General features: G+C 46.1%; 13 protein-coding genes and 1 pseudogene. 9 read left to right on the forward strand and 5 right to left on the reverse strand.

From position 1 onward, the window contains the following. Positions 1-176: 176 nt before the first annotated feature. From AB1K89_RS04815 to AB1K89_RS04825, 3 genes and pseudogenes are all read right to left on the reverse strand, one after another. Positions 177-814, reverse strand: a pseudogene (locus tag AB1K89_RS04815) (transposase); the annotation flags it as partial. Between the two features lie 394 nt (positions 815-1,208). Beyond that, on the reverse strand, positions 1,209-1,703 hold the full coding sequence (locus tag AB1K89_RS04820) for a C40 family peptidase (protein WP_413053656.1): 495 nt from the start codon (positions 1,701-1,703) through the stop codon (positions 1,209-1,211). Between the two features lie 192 nt (positions 1,704-1,895). Beyond that, the gene (locus AB1K89_RS04825) at positions 1,896-2,597 is read right to left on the reverse strand and encodes a glucosamine-6-phosphate deaminase (RefSeq protein WP_413053657.1); all 702 of its coding nucleotides are present in this window, start codon (positions 2,595-2,597) and stop codon (positions 1,896-1,898) included. 305 nt (positions 2,598-2,902) lie between these two features. Between AB1K89_RS04825 and AB1K89_RS04830 the strand changes: the two genes are divergently transcribed. Genes AB1K89_RS04830 through AB1K89_RS04840 form a run of 3 tightly spaced genes read left to right on the forward strand, consistent with a single transcriptional unit; the run spans position 2,903 to position 5,238 of the window. After that, positions 2,903-3,058 carry a cytochrome c oxidase subunit 2A gene (locus AB1K89_RS04830; RefSeq protein WP_413053658.1) on the forward strand — a complete coding sequence of 52 codons (156 nt, stop codon included), beginning with the start codon at positions 2,903-2,905 and terminating at the stop codon, positions 3,056-3,058. 24 nt (positions 3,059-3,082) lie between these two features. After that, positions 3,083-3,586 (forward strand): cytochrome c oxidase subunit II, encoded by a 504-nt coding sequence (locus tag AB1K89_RS04835; protein ID WP_413053659.1) that lies wholly within the window; start codon positions 3,083-3,085, stop codon positions 3,584-3,586. Further along, positions 3,586-5,238: a b(o/a)3-type cytochrome-c oxidase subunit 1 gene (locus tag AB1K89_RS04840; protein ID WP_413053660.1), complete on the forward strand. Its 1,653-nt coding sequence runs from the start codon at positions 3,586-3,588 to the stop codon at positions 5,236-5,238. Before AB1K89_RS04835 ends, AB1K89_RS04840 begins: the two co-directional genes overlap by 1 nt. A gap of 239 nt (positions 5,239-5,477) precedes the next feature. Here AB1K89_RS04840 and AB1K89_RS04845 read toward each other — a convergent pair whose 3' ends face one another. Next, complete coding sequence (locus AB1K89_RS04845) at positions 5,478-7,370, reverse strand: sensor domain-containing phosphodiesterase (RefSeq protein WP_413053661.1); 1,893 nt, start codon at positions 7,368-7,370, stop codon at positions 5,478-5,480. A gap of 166 nt (positions 7,371-7,536) precedes the next feature. Here AB1K89_RS04845 and AB1K89_RS04850 point away from each other — a divergent pair, with 166 nt between their 5' ends. The 6 genes from AB1K89_RS04850 (at position 7,537) to AB1K89_RS04875 (ending at position 13,737) form a co-directional block, all read left to right on the forward strand. Beyond that, positions 7,537-7,884 carry an SCP2 sterol-binding domain-containing protein gene (locus AB1K89_RS04850; RefSeq protein WP_413053662.1) on the forward strand — a complete coding sequence of 116 codons (348 nt, stop codon included), beginning with the start codon at positions 7,537-7,539 and terminating at the stop codon, positions 7,882-7,884. Between the two features lie 154 nt (positions 7,885-8,038). After that, positions 8,039-8,797: a C40 family peptidase gene (locus AB1K89_RS04855; protein ID WP_413053663.1), complete on the forward strand. Its 759-nt coding sequence runs from the start codon at positions 8,039-8,041 to the stop codon at positions 8,795-8,797. Positions 8,798-8,986: 189 nt separating this feature from the next. Further along, positions 8,987-9,589 (forward strand): ECF transporter S component, encoded by a 603-nt coding sequence (locus AB1K89_RS04860; protein ID WP_413053664.1) that lies wholly within the window; start codon positions 8,987-8,989, stop codon positions 9,587-9,589. Between the two features lie 24 nt (positions 9,590-9,613). Beyond that, positions 9,614-10,381 (forward strand): energy-coupling factor transporter transmembrane component T family protein, encoded by a 768-nt coding sequence (locus AB1K89_RS04865; protein WP_413053665.1) that lies wholly within the window; start codon positions 9,614-9,616, stop codon positions 10,379-10,381. After that, positions 10,378-12,057, forward strand: a complete 1,680-nt coding sequence (locus AB1K89_RS04870) for an ABC transporter ATP-binding protein (RefSeq protein ID WP_413053666.1) — start codon at positions 10,378-10,380, stop codon at positions 12,055-12,057. The genes AB1K89_RS04865 and AB1K89_RS04870 overlap by 4 nt, the downstream gene beginning before the upstream one ends. Before the next feature lie 105 nt (positions 12,058-12,162). Beyond that, positions 12,163-13,737 (forward strand): SulP family inorganic anion transporter, encoded by a 1,575-nt coding sequence (locus AB1K89_RS04875; RefSeq protein ID WP_413053667.1) that lies wholly within the window; start codon positions 12,163-12,165, stop codon positions 13,735-13,737. Between the two features lie 207 nt (positions 13,738-13,944). Here AB1K89_RS04875 and AB1K89_RS04880 read toward each other — a convergent pair whose 3' ends face one another. Next, positions 13,945-15,912 carry a TRAP transporter permease gene (locus tag AB1K89_RS04880; RefSeq protein ID WP_413053668.1) on the reverse strand — a complete coding sequence of 656 codons (1,968 nt, stop codon included), beginning with the start codon at positions 15,910-15,912 and terminating at the stop codon, positions 13,945-13,947. Between the last annotated feature and the right edge of the window lie 12 nt (positions 15,913-15,924).

Below are 15,924 nucleotides of genomic sequence, written 5' to 3' on the forward strand. Positions count from 1 at the left end.
TTCTGCGAACTATGCAGAAATTAAGGCACCAGGCTGCTCCTAACGCTACGCTTTTAGTCGCAAGAGCCGTTCGTCGTAACGGCTCTTCCTGCGGGGTCTTCACGCTGCGCTGATCCCCCAGGAGTCGCCGCCCTGCACTCCAATCAACTGGATGTCCCTTAGGTCATCGGCATCATTCAAGCAACGCTTTCAGCCGGCGTTTTCCATGTCCAACTGGCCAGCTTCTTAAGATTAAGAGTAGCAAAAGTCAGCATCGTCCATGGACAGTTTTTTAGACCCTTTAGGGTTGGCCATCGCATGCCATGCTTTTCTTTGGCATCGGCAAAGACACGCTCAATCGTCTCTTTGCGCCGCCCATATATTTCTTTAATCTCATAGTTATGTCGCAAGTCCTCTGCTACATTCAAGTAATCTTGCCAGATGTGACGTGGATCATCTTTTGGTGATTCTTGCTCTGCGTACAACCATCAATCACTGGACATGTAGCACACATAGAAGGAACTGTGGCATACTGGCGATAACCTTCTTTAGTTGTTGTTCGTTATGTAAGAACCTGTCCTTCGGGACAGAGATAACAGTCGAAATGCTCGTCATAGACATGCTCATGTTTTTTAAAGAAGCCTTCTCTTTCCATTGGTCGTTTCTACGGAAGTACAGGAAGAACGTTACTCTCTAAAAGGAAATTCACAATAGCTGGTGTCTTGTAAGCTGCATCAGCGGCAACGACGACTGGGCGTCCCACCTGGTCGATGACCTTCGGGACTAGCGGTTCAAGCATATGACTGTCGTGAACAACATTTCCTGAAGTGACAATGTAACTGACCTATAGTCAGTATTTCCAATTGTTCACGTTCATTAATTTGATTCTTCGTCATCATATCCATCACCTCATTCATTTTATAGGAAACACCGTTGATTGGAGCGGAGGTAGGCGACTCCTGCGGGAACAGCACGAGCTGAAGACCCTGGACTGAGCGCAGCGAGGGAAGCGGCTGAAGCCGTGCCCGCGGAAAGCGTCCGACCGTAGTGGAAATCAACTTTTCTATTTTTAACATATTTTAAAAGATAAAAGACTGTAAGCAAACATCAAAATTCATGGTGTTTGTCTACAGTCATTTTTCTATGGGATGATAGTGCTAAGCAGAGAACCAAGAAAATCAAAAGACGGATTTCCAATGGAACCCGTCTTAGATTGAAATGGTTGTTTATCAATTATTAAATGCAACGTCACTGGAGCCCGTTATGCGCTTCGCTCCGACGTAGCGCTTGCCCCAGTAATGAGGATCGTTGAGCTTGGCGATGCTGACGCCCTTGGATGAAGATGAATGTGCGAATTCGCCATCGCCAATATAGATACCGACATGAGAAACCCCTTTGCCAGATGTATTGAAAAATACTAGATCCCCTTCTTCAAGATCGCTTTTGTCGACTTTTGTTCCGGATGCGTACATACCGGATGAAGTGCGGGATAAATTAATGCCATGTTGCTTGAAGACATAATTTACATATCCGGAACAATCAAAGCCAGCTGTCGTTGTGCCGCCATAAGCATATTTTATGCCTACCAGGCTCGAAGCCGTTTCTGAAATTGAAGCCGTGTCGGATGATGACGCTTCAGCTTGACCAATGAATGGTGCGAACAATAATACAAAGACAATTGCCAAATAAGCAAAAGACTTTTGCATGCGTAATAGTATTCTCATATGATCCCCCGAATTTATATTTATCTGAATTCTTTATCTGAGATTACTTTACCATGTACTATGCTCGTCCAACATTACAGTTCGGTAACAGAAAGATTACAAAAACTCTTACTATTATTCGTTTGAAACATTCCTGTCATCTTTCTCCCCATAAAAATAGCCGCACCCTATTTTAAAGGATGCGGCTTTTCATTAAAATTCCAAGTCTGTAATAATTGTAACATCGTCGTGTTCAAGGAGGTATGTGATCGTCCAGTCGGGATCGATTTTGCCTTCGAGCACTTTTGTAATGGCTGGGCGTTTTTTCTCTCCGAATGCAAGCAGGACTAATTTCTTGGCGCTCATGATGGAGGCCACTCCCATCGTCAATGCAGTGTTAGGAATCTTCTCGTCGTTTTCGAAGTATTGGCTGTTCACGCCGAGTGTCGATTCTGTCAATTTTGCGACGTGTGTGACGGAATCTTTCGGAGTACCCGGTTCATTAAACGCGATATGGCCGTTTTCGCCGACGCCTAGTAATTGAATGTCGAGTTTTGCGTCTTGCAATGCTTGCTCGTAGCGTCTGCACTCTTCCTCCAGATCCTCTGCCATGCCGTCCGGTATATTCGTTTCTTTGAATGTCTTTTTATTGAATAAATGCTCTTTCATGAAATATGCATAGCTATTCGGGCTGGATGCAGGCAAGCCGACATATTCATCGAGGTTGAATGTCGTCACATCCGAAAAGTCCAGCTCCGATTCCGTCAATCTTTTGTATACGGGGATCATCGTACTTCCTGTTGCCAATCCAAGCACATGAAGTCGATCATGCTCAAGCTCTTCTTTTATCAACTTAAAAAAGCGTTCAGCTCCTTTTTCAGGGCTTTCAACTTGAATAAGGTTAACTTTTTCCATCTTTCTCAACCGACTTTCATTATAGATTTGGTTTACTGTCTAATTGTAATTTCCAAAAACAGTATGGTCAAATAAAAGAATAATTTTCACAAAAAGGTCGACCACACTTCTATTCCCTTTTCTCTTCTTCCAAAACGCATTTCTTATCCGCTGACGTATATGTCTAATTATTGAAAGCAATGTGAACAAAATGTGGACTCTTTCCTGAATTTGAGAATCATAGGGATTTCCCTAATTCTCTATTTTCCCACCGTGCTTATGATAAAAGTATGAGAAACGAAACTTCAATGCAGGAGGTGGAAGGTATGGCTACAGGCAATTCAAAGAATCGTCCCGAACACCAATCCGGCAATCCTCATACCGGAATCAATCTGAAAGGGACCTTCATCTCAGTCATGCTGTTAGGTGTCTTCATCCTAGTGACATGGTTCGGACTTTACGCACTTTTTTTATCTAGATAATAAGACTTGTTAGGAGGAAAAACGATGCATTTGCATAAATACGAAAAGATCTGGCTCACATTCGGACTGGGATCTCTCGCACTCTTTCTATTAATTATCGGTTTCGCAGCTTTCTGGAAAGGGACACATCCAATGAGCCACATCGAAACGATCGATCCGCAAAACGTCGAGGCGCATGAATCTTTCAAACCGGAAAACCTCGGTCTTCGTGAAGTGGCTGAAGGAAAATATACCGTCAACATCGTCGCTTCAGCATTTAACTACGACTTCGGCACGGATGCGGACGGAAAGGCTGTCAAGAAGATCCGCATACCAAAAGGTTCCACTGTTTTATTCCAGATCACTACTAAGGACGTCGTGCACGGCTTTCAAGTTGCAGGCACGAATGTCAACATGATGGTCGAGCCGGGGCATGTGAGCAGGCTTGAAACGGTCATGAAAAACACAGGTGAATTCACAGTCGTCTGCAATGAGTATTGCGGAATCGGCCACCATCAAATGTTCGCAACTGTGGAGGTGTATGAATAATGCTGAAAAACTACCTGTTTTCGAAGGGTGATGCCCGACTCTATATGTCGTTCATGCATGTGACATTCGCGGCATTGCTGATCGGCGGTCTCATGGGGCTGTTGCAGACACTGTCCCGCTCCGGACAATTCCATTTGCCATTCGGGATTAACTACTACACGATTTTAACTGTGCACGGCGTCATTCTTGGGTTAGTGTTAACTACGTTTTTCATTGTCGGCTTCCAATTTTCCCTTATGGGGAAAACGGTCGGCATATCTGATAAACAACGTCAATGGGCATGGATTGCGTTTTGGACCATGCTCGTCGGCACAATTATGGCTGCTACGACTATTCTAGTCGGCCAAGCGAACGTACTGTACACATTCTATGCTCCGTTGCGTGCGCACGCTGCATTTTACATCGGGTTGGCATTGGTCATCGTCGGCAGCTGGATTGCCGTGTTCGTCAACTTCCGTCAGCTGTACGTCTGGAAGAAAGCGAATCCGGGACAGAAATCTCCATTGCTCGCATTCATGGTCGTCATCAATATGGCAATGTGGTTCATCGCTTCACTCGGCGTAGCTACATCCGTCTTGGTCCAATTCATCCCTTGGTCGTTAGGTTACGCGGCTACGATCAACGTTTTGCTGAGCCGTACGCTGTTCTGGTATTTCGGCCATCCGCTCGTCTATTTCTGGCTGTTGCCTGCATATATGGCATGGTATGCAATCATCCCGAAAATTATTGGCGGAAAATTGTTCAGCGACTCCCTTGCAAGGATGTCATTCATTCTATTGCTCATGTTCTCGATTCCGGTCGGCTTCCATCACCAATTGACGGAGCCGGGAATCGATCCTACATGGAAATTCATCCAAGTTGTCCTGACATTCATGGTTGTCATTCCGACGTTGATGACGGCGTTCTCCATCTTTGCAACATTTGAAATTACAGGCCGTCGAAAAGGACATAAAGGGCTTTTCGGCTGGTTTAAGTATTTGCCTTGGAAGGACGTCCGTTTCCTTGCGCCGTTCATCGGCATGGTCGCATTCATTCCCGGCGGAGCCGGCGGTATCGTCAACGCTTCCCACCAAATGAATACGCTCATCCATAATACGATCTGGGTGACAGGACACTTCCATTTGACGGCTGCGACAACAGTCATCTTAACCTTCTTCGGTATCGCCTATTGGCTCGTCCCCCATTTGACGGGAAGACGGTTAACACCGAAGTTGAATAAGCTCGGCATCATCCAGACGATCATTTGGACTGTCGGGATGACGATCATGTCGGCAGCAATGCATATCCAAGGTCTTCTTGGCGGTCCGAGACGCTCCGACTTCTCAAATTATGCTGGCGGCGAGCAGGTCAGCACATGGATCAGCTACCAAGTGGCGCAAGCGATTGGCGGAACAATCCTATTCATCGGGATTATCCTGATGATCTATATTTTCATCCAACTCGCGTTTTTCGCACCACGCGGCGTAGAGGAATTTCCGATTGCGGAAGAAGAAGTGGATGCCGACCCGACTCCGAAAATTTTGGAGAACTGGTATTTATGGATCGGGATTACGATTGCTCTCATCCTCTTTGCCTACACAATCCCGGTCATCGACATCCTGAAGCACTCCCCGCCTGGCTCATTGCCGTTTGATTGGCCGATAGGGCGGTAACAAAAGCGAAGGGCGCCTGCCTAGAGGCGACAGGCATAAGGCGAAGACGTGGCGTGGCGAACTTCGCCACAGAGCAGCTTTGACATATGACCCCGAGCCAATCGAACTGCGAAGGGTTCGATTTGCCGTATTTCTGCGGTTTTTGCAGAAATTAAGGCATCCTTCAGCGCCCGAAGTCTAGACGATAATTATTAAAGCCTTACACATCGGTATTCTCCGTTGCGTAAGGCTTTTCATATTTACAACACAGAAGGAAGAAGCAGTTTTCCGCCTCGTCCATATTTGCGAATCATTTCATTGATTTCATCGACAGGAACCGGTCTGCTGAAATAAAACCCTTGCAGCTCGGAGCAGCCAAACTCTTTTAAAATCTCCCATTGCTGCTTCGTTTCGACGCCTTCACCTATTGTTTGCAAGCCAAGCATTTCTGCGAGATGGATGATCGTCTGGACGATGCCGGAGCTTTTCGGGTCATTTCCTAGTCCATTGATGAACTGCCGATCGATTTTTATTTGTTGAATCGGGAAATGTTGCAAGTAAATAAATGCGGAATACCCTTTCCCGAAGTCATCGATGGCAACGGAATAACCCATCTCTTTTAACAGATGAATCCTGTTGGCGACGGCATCCGTATCTTCCATTGCAACGTTTTCCGTAATTTCCAGCATGATGCTTTTCGGTTTGATGTTCGCTTCTTTGACGCATTGATCCAAATAGGACGGGAGATTGTGATGAAGGAAATGCCTTGGTGACAAATTCACTGACACCGTCGCATTTTTCAACCCTTGCTCCTTCCAGTCACGGATTTGGTTGACCGCTTGCTTAATGACCCATTCTCCGATCGGAGTGATAAGTCCGGTCGACTCGGCGAGTTCAATAAACTCTCCTGGGAAAATGAGGCCACGTTCCGGATGCTGCCAACGTATCAACGCTTCAAAACCGCTCACTTCTCCCGTCCGGCAAATCACTTGCGGCTGATAGTGCAATTTGAATTCATTCAAATCGAGGCCCCTTCGCAAGTTCATTTCAGAGAGCATCGTCTCTTTCAAGTATGTATGCATCCCGGGATTGTAGAGGCTGCCAGTCTTCCGGATCGATGCCTCTTTTCCTGATTGCAACGCCATATAAGCCGCCTGAATTCCATTTTTCACGTTCGTTGCATGCTCGGGATAAACAGAAGCCCCATAGCTGAACGTCATATACACTTCCTGCCCGCTTAGGTGCATTGGGTGCTTTAACCGATTGATAACCCGCTCCATTCTGGCCATTTCACGCTCCAATTTGCCTTCAAATGGGGAAAAAATGACGAAATGATCGAATGCCAATCGAGCGATTTGGACAGGATACGGTAGCAGTCTCTTCAATCGGTTTGCTGTAATTTTGAGCATTTCATTGGCTCCGTCAGGCCCCATTACGCCTTGTATATCGGTGTATTGATCCATGACGAGGTACACGAAGACGCCCCGCTGCCCCTCTTCAAACGTTTGAACTTGCTTCATCGCTTTTTCAGTGAATGAATACTGATTGTCGAGCCCGGTCAATAGATCGGTGTAGGCAAGCTTATGGACATGTTCCTCCACTTCAATGCGTTCAAGTCGGTCGAAAATATAGGAAAGCATATCTGCGATAGATGCTGCAAGGACTCTATCAAGGTATTTCCAGTTTCGCGGCGTGGTTGATTCACAGCAGACAACACCGCCAATCCCCTTGCTTAAGATGATCGAAGCGTCAATGAGCGATTTCACTTCCCCATCATCGTAAGACGGATGCTGCGTCAATTCTTTCGTCGCCGGATCCGTTGCAACGTCAGATATCGCTAAAATCCGTTCTTGTTGAACCGCCTCGAAATATGACGGCAACTCTTCGGCATTGATCACTTCTCCAGACGTATGGGAAGATCTGCTTCTATTGAATAAATTTTGTGCAGTCAAGCTCGTTCGATTTTCATTGAACAACCAAATACTCACTCGATCGCACGCCATTATTTTTGAAATGCGAATGCATAGCTCTTCTAAGACAGGGGCAATCGATTGTCGTGAAAGGTCCGACTGCTTCGCCTGCGTAAATATGAATTCTTGTTTCTTTTGGAGTTCCTCCAAGATCATATTGAGTTCTTCTTGAGAACGATTCATCGGACGTATACAACCCCTTTCTACCTATTATTTCTTCTACCCCTTTCTATCGACATAACTCAATGTTTATTGAGGAATAGCATATTTTTTTCTATTATTCCTTTCTTCGCAATAATGCTATAATGAATGAATAATCACTCATAAAATGGAAAGAAGGCGTTTTCTAATGGATTTGGAAAAGATGACAATGGATTCAATTTGGAATGAAATTGATGCGCGGCTGAGCGCTAATAAAGGACCTATTGAGGGGATGAACGCGTCATATTCATTCGATTTGTCCGGTGAAGACGGCGGCATGTACGGGTTGAAGTTCTCAGACGGCGATGCGGAAACATTCCGTGGAGACCCTGGCGAAGTTGATTGTGCATTGAAGATGAGTGTCGGCGATTTCAAAAAATTACTCGGCGGCAACTTGAATTCCACAGCCGCTTTCATGATGGGGAAACTGAAAGTGAAAGGCAATATCGGGCTTGCATTGAAGCTTGAGAATTTATTGAAGCAGTATACATTTTAATAGTTTGACCTACTACCGCCTTTTGCCCTCAGCAGAACGGCGGTTTTTCCATTTCAACAAAACTCAATTTTCGCCACCCTTCTCCCTCTTGTATTACTATTGGATTGCAAGTAATATAGAATCATAGATATTTGTCTAAGAGGGGGAAATATGCGTGAAAAAGAAAGTTTTTTCAGTGATGGCCACTGTTGCTTTTGCGACATTCATCGCAACAGGCAATGCGGAAGCCGCCACTGAACAATACACTGTCAAAACAGGTGATTCACTTTGGAAAATCGCTTCCCTGCATAAGCTGACTGTAGACGAATTGAAGAAAATGAACAACCTTACTTCAGATACGATAAAAGTTTCTCAAAATTTGCTTGTAAAGAAACCATCTGACATAAAGCAATACGACAAACAGAATGACGCGAGCATGACAGAAATCAATAAAAACTTGACTACCGCAAAACAAACTTCATCTACGAGCTTCTTCAAACCTGTAGTAGAGAAGGACAAGCCCTTTTTGACGAACCTGTCGAAAACAGCGAAAGAGATTCAAGTTGCTTCTGTGGAAGTTGCAATGCCTCTACTCGACACACCATACGTTTGGGCAGGCGTCACACCTGAAGGGTTCGATTGCAGCGGATTCATCTATTATGTATTCACGAATGCTGGACTTAAAATGCCCAGATTGGACACAGTCAGCATGTTCATCAATTCACATCCTGTGGACGAGCCGGTTCCGGGGGATCTTGTCTTCTTTGAAAATACGTATCGCAGCGGCATTTCACATGCAGGCATTTATGTAGGGGACGGAAAGTTCATCCATGCAGGCACGAAAAAAGTTGAAATTTCGACAATTGATTCCGCCTACTGGAAAGATAAATTTGTCGGCTTCACCCGCTTCACCCAACTTCAATCAGTTAAATAACCTACACCTAGACCAAGAGACTCATACGTATTCTCTTGGTCTTTTCTTATACCTAAAACCTCTACTAGGCATAAGATAAGATAAATAGGTATCTTTTCTCAAAAACCACTTCCCTATTTCCTCAGAATGGATTAGTATAGTCATGTGTCTTGACACTCATCTTGATTACAAAGAAAAAGGAGAATAGAAATGAAAAAGAGGCGTATGTGGTCATTGCAGTTTTCAACGGCTGCGTTTGTGCTCATTCCGGTTGCGGTCGGCATCAACTTCTTAGGCAAATTGTTTGCAGACGTATTGAAGTTACCATTATGGGTCGACTCCATCGGAACTGTGTTAGCGAGTATGCTTGCGGGACCTATTGTCGGTGCTATCGTCGGTGTCGTGAATAATATCGTCTACGGCTTTACGACAAGTCCTATCTCTTTTGTGTATGCGATCACCTCAGCCGTCATTGGTATCGTCACCGGAATCATGGCTTATAAAGGGTGGATTTCCAACATCGGTAAAGCAATTGTCCTTGGTCTTGTCGTTGGTTTCATTGCAGCCATCGTCTCGACTCCTCTCAATATTATGTTCTGGGAAGGGACAACTGGAAATGTGTGGGGAGATGCATTGTTTGCTACGATGCTTGCAAAAGACATGCCGCTATGGCTTGCTTCGTTTGCGGATAGCATCGTTGTTGATGTGCCCGACAAAGTGGTAACCGTGCTGCTCAGTTTCTTGATCTTCAAAGGGTTGCCAAAAAATGTGAAGCTTATGTATGACAACCGAGGAGAGATTGAAAGGTTATAAGTACTGCCTGCAGGAGGGTTTTGAATGAACAACATGACATTGTACGTACAAAGGGATTCACTGATTCATCGGGTGGATCCGTTGACAAAGCTCTTATTCGTATTTATTTCCATCGCATCGACATATATCATTGCAGATCATCTCGTCGTCTTCGGAATCCTCCTGTTCACGCTTTTCATCTTGCTCGCCGGCAAAGTGATCAAATACATTGTGCCGGTGATCGGGGTGAGTTTCCTTTTAATCGCATCAATCATCATCGTCCAAGGATTTTTTCATCCCGATCGGGCAACGGTCCTGTTTCAAGTCGGTCCGATTCAAATTTACAAAGAAGGCTTTTCCATCGCACTTCTGATTACGCTCCGCGTCGTCAATATGGTCGCCTCTTTCGGAGTGCTCATTTTGACGACAAAGCCGGATGACCTTGTCGAGGCTCTGCTTCAAAAAGGCATGTCTCCGAAATTCGGTTATGTGCTGTTGTCGGTGTTGCAAATCATACCGCAAATGGTCGCCTTGACTGGCAAAATAACGGATGCGCAACGGGCTCGCGGCATGGAGACGGAAGGCGGAGTATGGATGAGACTCAAATCGTTCCTCCCCCTCCTTGGGCCAGTCGTCCTTAATTCACTTACGGAAACACGTGAGCGGTCGATTGCACTCGAAATACGGGGTTTTAATGCCAAAGGGAAACGGACGTATTTGTATGAGCGGGAAAACTACCGTTTCAGAGTCCCGATTAGAATCGCATTGATCGCCTTCTTTTTGGCTGTCATCATTTGGAGGGTGATTTCATGAGTTTATTGCGTGTGAAGAACTTGAAATATAAATATCCTGAAAGCTCACGTTTTGCACTTGATGATATTTCATTCACAGTGGAAAAAGGTGAATTCATTGGGATTGTCGGCATGAATACATCTGGGAAGACGACGTTATGCTATGCGCTGAGCGGACTCGTCCCCCACTTTTTCAAAGGGGCTTATGGAGGCGATGTGTATATTAACGACATGGATGTTTTATCACATGAGATTAGCGACATAACGGCAAACGTCGGACTCGTTTTCGAAAATCCTTTTTCGCAAATGACCGGCGCCAAGTTCACTGTCTATGATGAAATCGCGTTTGGCTTGGAGAATCAAGGAGTGCCGCGTGATGTCATGCATGAGCGGATCCGTGAAAGTATGCGGTTGCTCGATATTGAACAGTTGCAGACCCAGAATCCATTCTCATTATCCGGCGGACAAATGCAGCGGGTCGCCATTGCAAGCGTCATCGCCATGGAACCCGACATCCTCATTCTCGATGAACCGACTTCCCAGCTCGACCCGCAAGGTGCGGAGGAAGTGTTCCGCGTCGTTGATAAATTGGCGGATGGCGGTATGACAATCATTATGGTGGAGCAAAAAATGGAGAAGCTTGCGGCATATGCAGATAGGATTCTACTGATGCATGACGGCAAATTGATTCAGGATGGAAAGCCTAAAGAAGTCTTTTCCAGGGATGACTTGAATAAATTCTGCGTCGATCCTCCTATGTATGTGAAAATCGCACGCACTCTCGGATTGCGGGATGAAGCGACAGGACTTTACCCGATTTCCTTGGAGGAAATGCCGATGGAACGAGAAATTCAACGCTCGGTTGATACCGAGTTGGAGGACAGAAGTACCGCTGAACTCATTGTCCGGAATCTTCATTTCGGCTATGAAAAAGGACAGGACGTCATTCGCGGTTTGAACGTCCACTTGTGCGGCGAGCCTATCGCGATCATCGGGCAGAACGGAGCAGGGAAAACGACGTTTGTGAAATTATTGAAGGCACTGTTGAAACCGGATTCCGGTGAGATTTTACTGAACGGAGAGTCGACCTCAGCAACGACGGCTGCTAAACAGGCAAGCCGAATCGGACTCATCTTCCAAAATCCGAACGATCAAATTTTCAAGCATAAAGTGATTGACGAGGTGATGTTCGGCCCATTGAACATCGGCCAATCCTATGAGGAAGCGTTGACCAATGCAAAAGCGATGCTTGCACTTGTCGGGCTTGCGGATAAAGAAGAGGAGAATCCCTATGACTTGAGCCTTGCAGAGCGGAAGATGGTTGCGATGGCATCAATACTCGCCATGGATACGGATATCGTCGTTTTCGACGAACCGACAATGGGGCAAGATTTCCGCGGGAAAGCAAAAGTGAAGGAAATTATCCATTCGCTTTATGAAAAGGGCAAGCTTGTCATCTGTATTTTGCATGATATGGATTTCGTAGCGGAGACGTTCGGCCGGACAATTATTTTCAGCAATGGAGAGATGCTCTTCGACGGTCCAACACGTGAAGCTTTTGCGCAAGAGGAAGCTTTGCGGCTTGCACGGGTCGAGCAGCCGCATATTACAAAGCTAGTGCGACGAATGGGATATGATCGCATTGTGTTGAAGGAAACCGAGCTCGTAAAATATGCAAAACGCCATATCCGCGACTGATGCGGCGGCGTTTTGAAACTAGCTCCCCCCTTGCCAGTAGTGCTTTTGTCGCTTATAATGAAGAGAGAGAATCTTTTTACAAATATTGTGGAAGAAGTGACCGCCATGTTCAAAGACCAACGTTTTATTGATTATAATGCGTCCGGATTCCGGAAAGATTTGCTTTCTGGGATTACTGTCGGTATCGTAGCCATTCCACTCGGGATGGCTTTTGCAATTGCCTCGGGCGTCAAACCGGAGTATGGAATGTATACGACGATCATCGCCGGCTTTATCGTCGCCCTCTTAGGTGGATCCCGTTTTCAAATTGCCGGTCCGACAGGTGCTTTCATCCCGATCCTTCTTGCGATCGTCCTTCAATACGGCTATCAAGATCTATTGATAGCAGGGTTTCTCGCCGGTATTTTCCTCGTCATCATGAGCTTTGCAGGCATTAGCAATCTCATTCATTTCGTCCCCCGTTCCGTAACGATCGGGTTCACTTCGGGAATTGCTATTATTATTTTCACAGGGCAGTTCGGGAACTTCCTCGGCCTCTCGGGATTGGAAAGCAAGGAATTCTTTCATGAAAACATGATAGATGTCGCCAAGCACCTCCATACGGTGAATGTCTATAGTGTGCTCACCGCAATGATTGGATTGGCCTTGATCTTCATCTTGCCGAAAGTCGCCCCTCGACTTCCGTTGCTGCTCTTCGCCCTTTTAATTCCAACATTATTATCTGTTTTGTTCTATCCAGGAAAAGTGGAAACGATCGGCACAGCTTTCGGCGGTATCCCGCAAACATTGCCAGGCTTTCAATTTCCTCAAATAACACTTTCCAAACTCGTGAGCCTTTGGCAGCCGGCATTGATCATCGCTGCACTCGGGGCGATCGAATCGCTATTGTCGGCAGTCGTTGCAGACGGAATGAAAGAAGGACCGAAGCATGATTCGAAGCGAGAACTGTTCGGGCAAGGAATCGCTAACATCGTTTCGCCGTTATTCGGGGGCATTCCCGCGACAGGCGCGATTGCGCGTACAGCGACCAACATCCGATCAGGCGCAGTCAGCCCGGTTTCAGGCATGGTGCAGAGCATTTTCGTATTGTTGTTCATTTTGGTGTTCGCTCCATTCGCATCCTACATTCCATTGGCTTCGATGGCGCCTATTTTAATGTTTGTCGCTTGGAATATGAGTGCGAGAAAAGCTTTCGTTCATATTTTGTCTGTGAGATCGGGCGATTCGATTGTGCTGCTCACGACATTTCAACTCACGATCTTCATTAATTTAACAGTAGCTGTCCAAGTCGGGATCCTGTTGGCCGCACTTTCCTTCCTGCGAAAAATGAGTGGCAAACTCCATTTTGCGACAGAAAAACTTTCCGATGTAGAGATTCATAAGTTCGGAGAGGATGTATCCAAATTCATTATTGAAGGACCGTTATTTTTCGGTACCGCAAAGGTGTTTGAAGACAAGATGCCCGATCTTCTTTCAACGGGAACAGCTAAAATCATTTTGGATTTGGAGCATCTATCGATGATTGACGCAACAGGTGAAGCTGCGCTATCTGCATTATTGGATAATGCTAGTAAAAAGAATGTGAGAATCATTATAAAGAAATTACCGAAGCAGAAGCTTTCTTTGTTCAAAAAGAGTGGATTATATGATCGGATCGGGGAAGAGAATTTCTTCATGTGAGGTTTTTTTGAGGGAAAGCAGCGATGCATAGGGATTTCCTCAGCCTGATTGAAAACGCTTGTCATCCTAGGCGCGAAGTGGAGCGAAGACGCGAATAGAACTTAAATTCATGAGCGGACGAGCGAGACGAGCAACAACGGATGCGAGCGTTTGCCAACAGGCTGAAAGCTGGCACCAATTATTTGGTGTCAGCTTTTTGTTTATCCCCTATGCGACGACTTCTTCAATAGATTGCTTCTCTTCCGGTCTTCTTCTTTGAATAAACCAGATGATTGTAATAAGCAACAGTCCAATGGCGCTTGTCGTCAGCTCCGGAATGATGAGCAATAGACCGCCGGCAAATAGGACAATCCGTTCCCATATGCGGGCATTCCGTACGAAGAATCCGATGACGGCGCTGCTGACTCCGATCATGCCGATCAACGCGGTTGCGATGCCAAGTATGAGCTTCACTGGAGTGACATCGACAAAGACGAGAATCGGGTTGTAGATGAAAATAAATGGAATGATGAACGCGGCAATCGCAAGCTTGACAGCGGTCATCCCCGTTTTGAACGGATTCGCCTTTGCTATCCCAGCCCCCGCATAGGCCGCTAAGCAAACCGGCGGTGTTATGTCGGCAACTATGCCGAAATAGAAGACGAACATATGCGCAGCAATCGGGGCGATGCCGAATTCGTTGATGAGCGCCGGAGCCGCAATCGTTGCTGTTACTACGTAGTTGGCGGTTGTCGGCAATCCCATTCCTAGCACGATACATGCAATCATCGTGAAGATGAGCGCCAATATTAAGTAGCCGTTCGATAGAGCGATAATGCCAGAAGCGAATTTTGCACCAAGGCCTGTCATGCTCACAACGCCTGCGATGATGCCTGCCGTTGCGACAGCTGAAATGACTGGAAGCGCCACCCTTCCTCCTTGCTCCAACACATAAACGACCCTCTTCATACCGAACTCCGATTCCTTTCTAAAAAACGCATTGAAAATCCATACGATCACAGCGGAAAGGATCCCGAACAATGCTGCACGTTGCGGTGTGAAGCCGGACATGATCGTAATGATGATGACGAGAAGAGGAATGATCATGTAACCGTCACGTACAAAAATCTTCTTGAACACCGGCAGTTCAGACTTTGGCAACCCGAGGATTTTCAAACGTTTAGCTTCGAAATGGGTTCCGATGAAAATCCCCGTAAAGTACAGGATCGCCGGAATGAGCGCGGCGAGCATAATAGTTGAGTAGTTGACGCCAAGGTATTCCATCATGATGAAGGCAGCTGCTCCCATCATCGGAGGCATGATTTGGCCTCCAGTCGAAGCGGAGGCTTCCGTAGCCGCAGCGAATTCAGGTTTGAATCCCGCTTTTTTCATCATCGGGATTGTGAAGCTACCCGTCGCCACTGTATTTCCAACAGAGCTGCCTGATACCGTTCCTTGAAGAGCGCTCGCTACGACGGCAGCTTTGGCCGTTCCGCCTGTATATCGCCCGGTTAACGAGAACGCCAGATCATTGAAGAATCTTCCGATTGGCGTATTGACGAGAAGCACCCCGAAAAACAGAAACAGGAAAATGAATTTTGCGGAAATCTGTATCGGGGTTCCAAATACGCCGCTTTCGCGATACCAAAGATTCGTCATCGTCCGGTCGAGCGCAAATCCTTCATGCGACAAGATGCGCGTCGGAATAAGGTTTCCATACATTGCATATAGCATCGCGACGCTCGCAACGATGACAATCGGAAGACCTACTGTCCTTCGTGTCGCTTCCAATACGAGCAATACGCCAACTATGGCAATGATGATATTCAATGAGCTATAGCCAGACACCCTGCTTTGGAGAATCGTATCGTAAAAAAATATTTTATGGTACGCCACATACATAGCAGTAAACGCTAGCAATACATCATACCAAGGGACTTTCTTCTGTGTTTTCCTCCATTCCTTTTTTGCCGGATAGAGCAGGAAGATGACTCCTAAAGCGGTTCCAAGGTGAATGGCCCCTTGTTGCTGTGAAGGCAGAACGCTCGTTGACCCCGTATATAAATGAAAGATGGTCAGCGAGACTGCGAGAAAGGTTACGACGTACGCCCATTTGCCGATTTCTACACGGAACTGATTTTCCTTGTCATATTTTTCAAGAATCTCTTGTGCATCTACCACCTTATGTTCTTTCATTTTTCGCCGCCT

It is taken from the genome of Sporosarcina pasadenensis, from assembly GCF_047228845.1.
In the GTDB taxonomy this organism is placed as follows: domain Bacteria; phylum Bacillota; class Bacilli; order Bacillales_A; family Planococcaceae; genus Sporosarcina.

Excerpts from the sequence above, each read along its gene's own strand:
- AB1K89_RS04820 (WP_413053656.1), bottom strand. The coding sequence starts at position 1,703 with ATGAGAATACTATTACGCATGCAAAAGTCTTTTGCTTATTTGGCAATT.
- AB1K89_RS04825 (WP_413053657.1), bottom strand. The coding sequence starts at position 2,597 with ATGGAAAAAGTTAACCTTATTCAAGTTGAAAGCCCTGAAAAAGGAGCT.
- AB1K89_RS04830 (WP_413053658.1), top strand. The coding sequence starts at position 2,903 with ATGGCTACAGGCAATTCAAAGAATCGTCCCGAACACCAATCCGGCAAT.
- AB1K89_RS04835 (WP_413053659.1), top strand. The coding sequence starts at position 3,083 with ATGCATTTGCATAAATACGAAAAGATCTGGCTCACATTCGGACTGGGA.
- AB1K89_RS04840 (WP_413053660.1), top strand. The coding sequence starts at position 3,586 with ATGCTGAAAAACTACCTGTTTTCGAAGGGTGATGCCCGACTCTATATG.
- AB1K89_RS04845 (WP_413053661.1), bottom strand. The coding sequence starts at position 7,370 with ATGAATCGTTCTCAAGAAGAACTCAATATGATCTTGGAGGAACTCCAA.
- AB1K89_RS04850 (WP_413053662.1), top strand. The coding sequence starts at position 7,537 with ATGGATTTGGAAAAGATGACAATGGATTCAATTTGGAATGAAATTGAT.
- AB1K89_RS04860 (WP_413053664.1), top strand. The coding sequence starts at position 8,987 with ATGAAAAAGAGGCGTATGTGGTCATTGCAGTTTTCAACGGCTGCGTTT.
- AB1K89_RS04865 (WP_413053665.1), top strand. The coding sequence starts at position 9,614 with ATGAACAACATGACATTGTACGTACAAAGGGATTCACTGATTCATCGG.
- AB1K89_RS04870 (WP_413053666.1), top strand. The coding sequence starts at position 10,378 with ATGAGTTTATTGCGTGTGAAGAACTTGAAATATAAATATCCTGAAAGC.
- AB1K89_RS04875 (WP_413053667.1), top strand. The coding sequence starts at position 12,163 with ATGTTCAAAGACCAACGTTTTATTGATTATAATGCGTCCGGATTCCGG.
- AB1K89_RS04880 (WP_413053668.1), bottom strand. The coding sequence starts at position 15,912 with ATGAAAGAACATAAGGTGGTAGATGCACAAGAGATTCTTGAAAAATAT.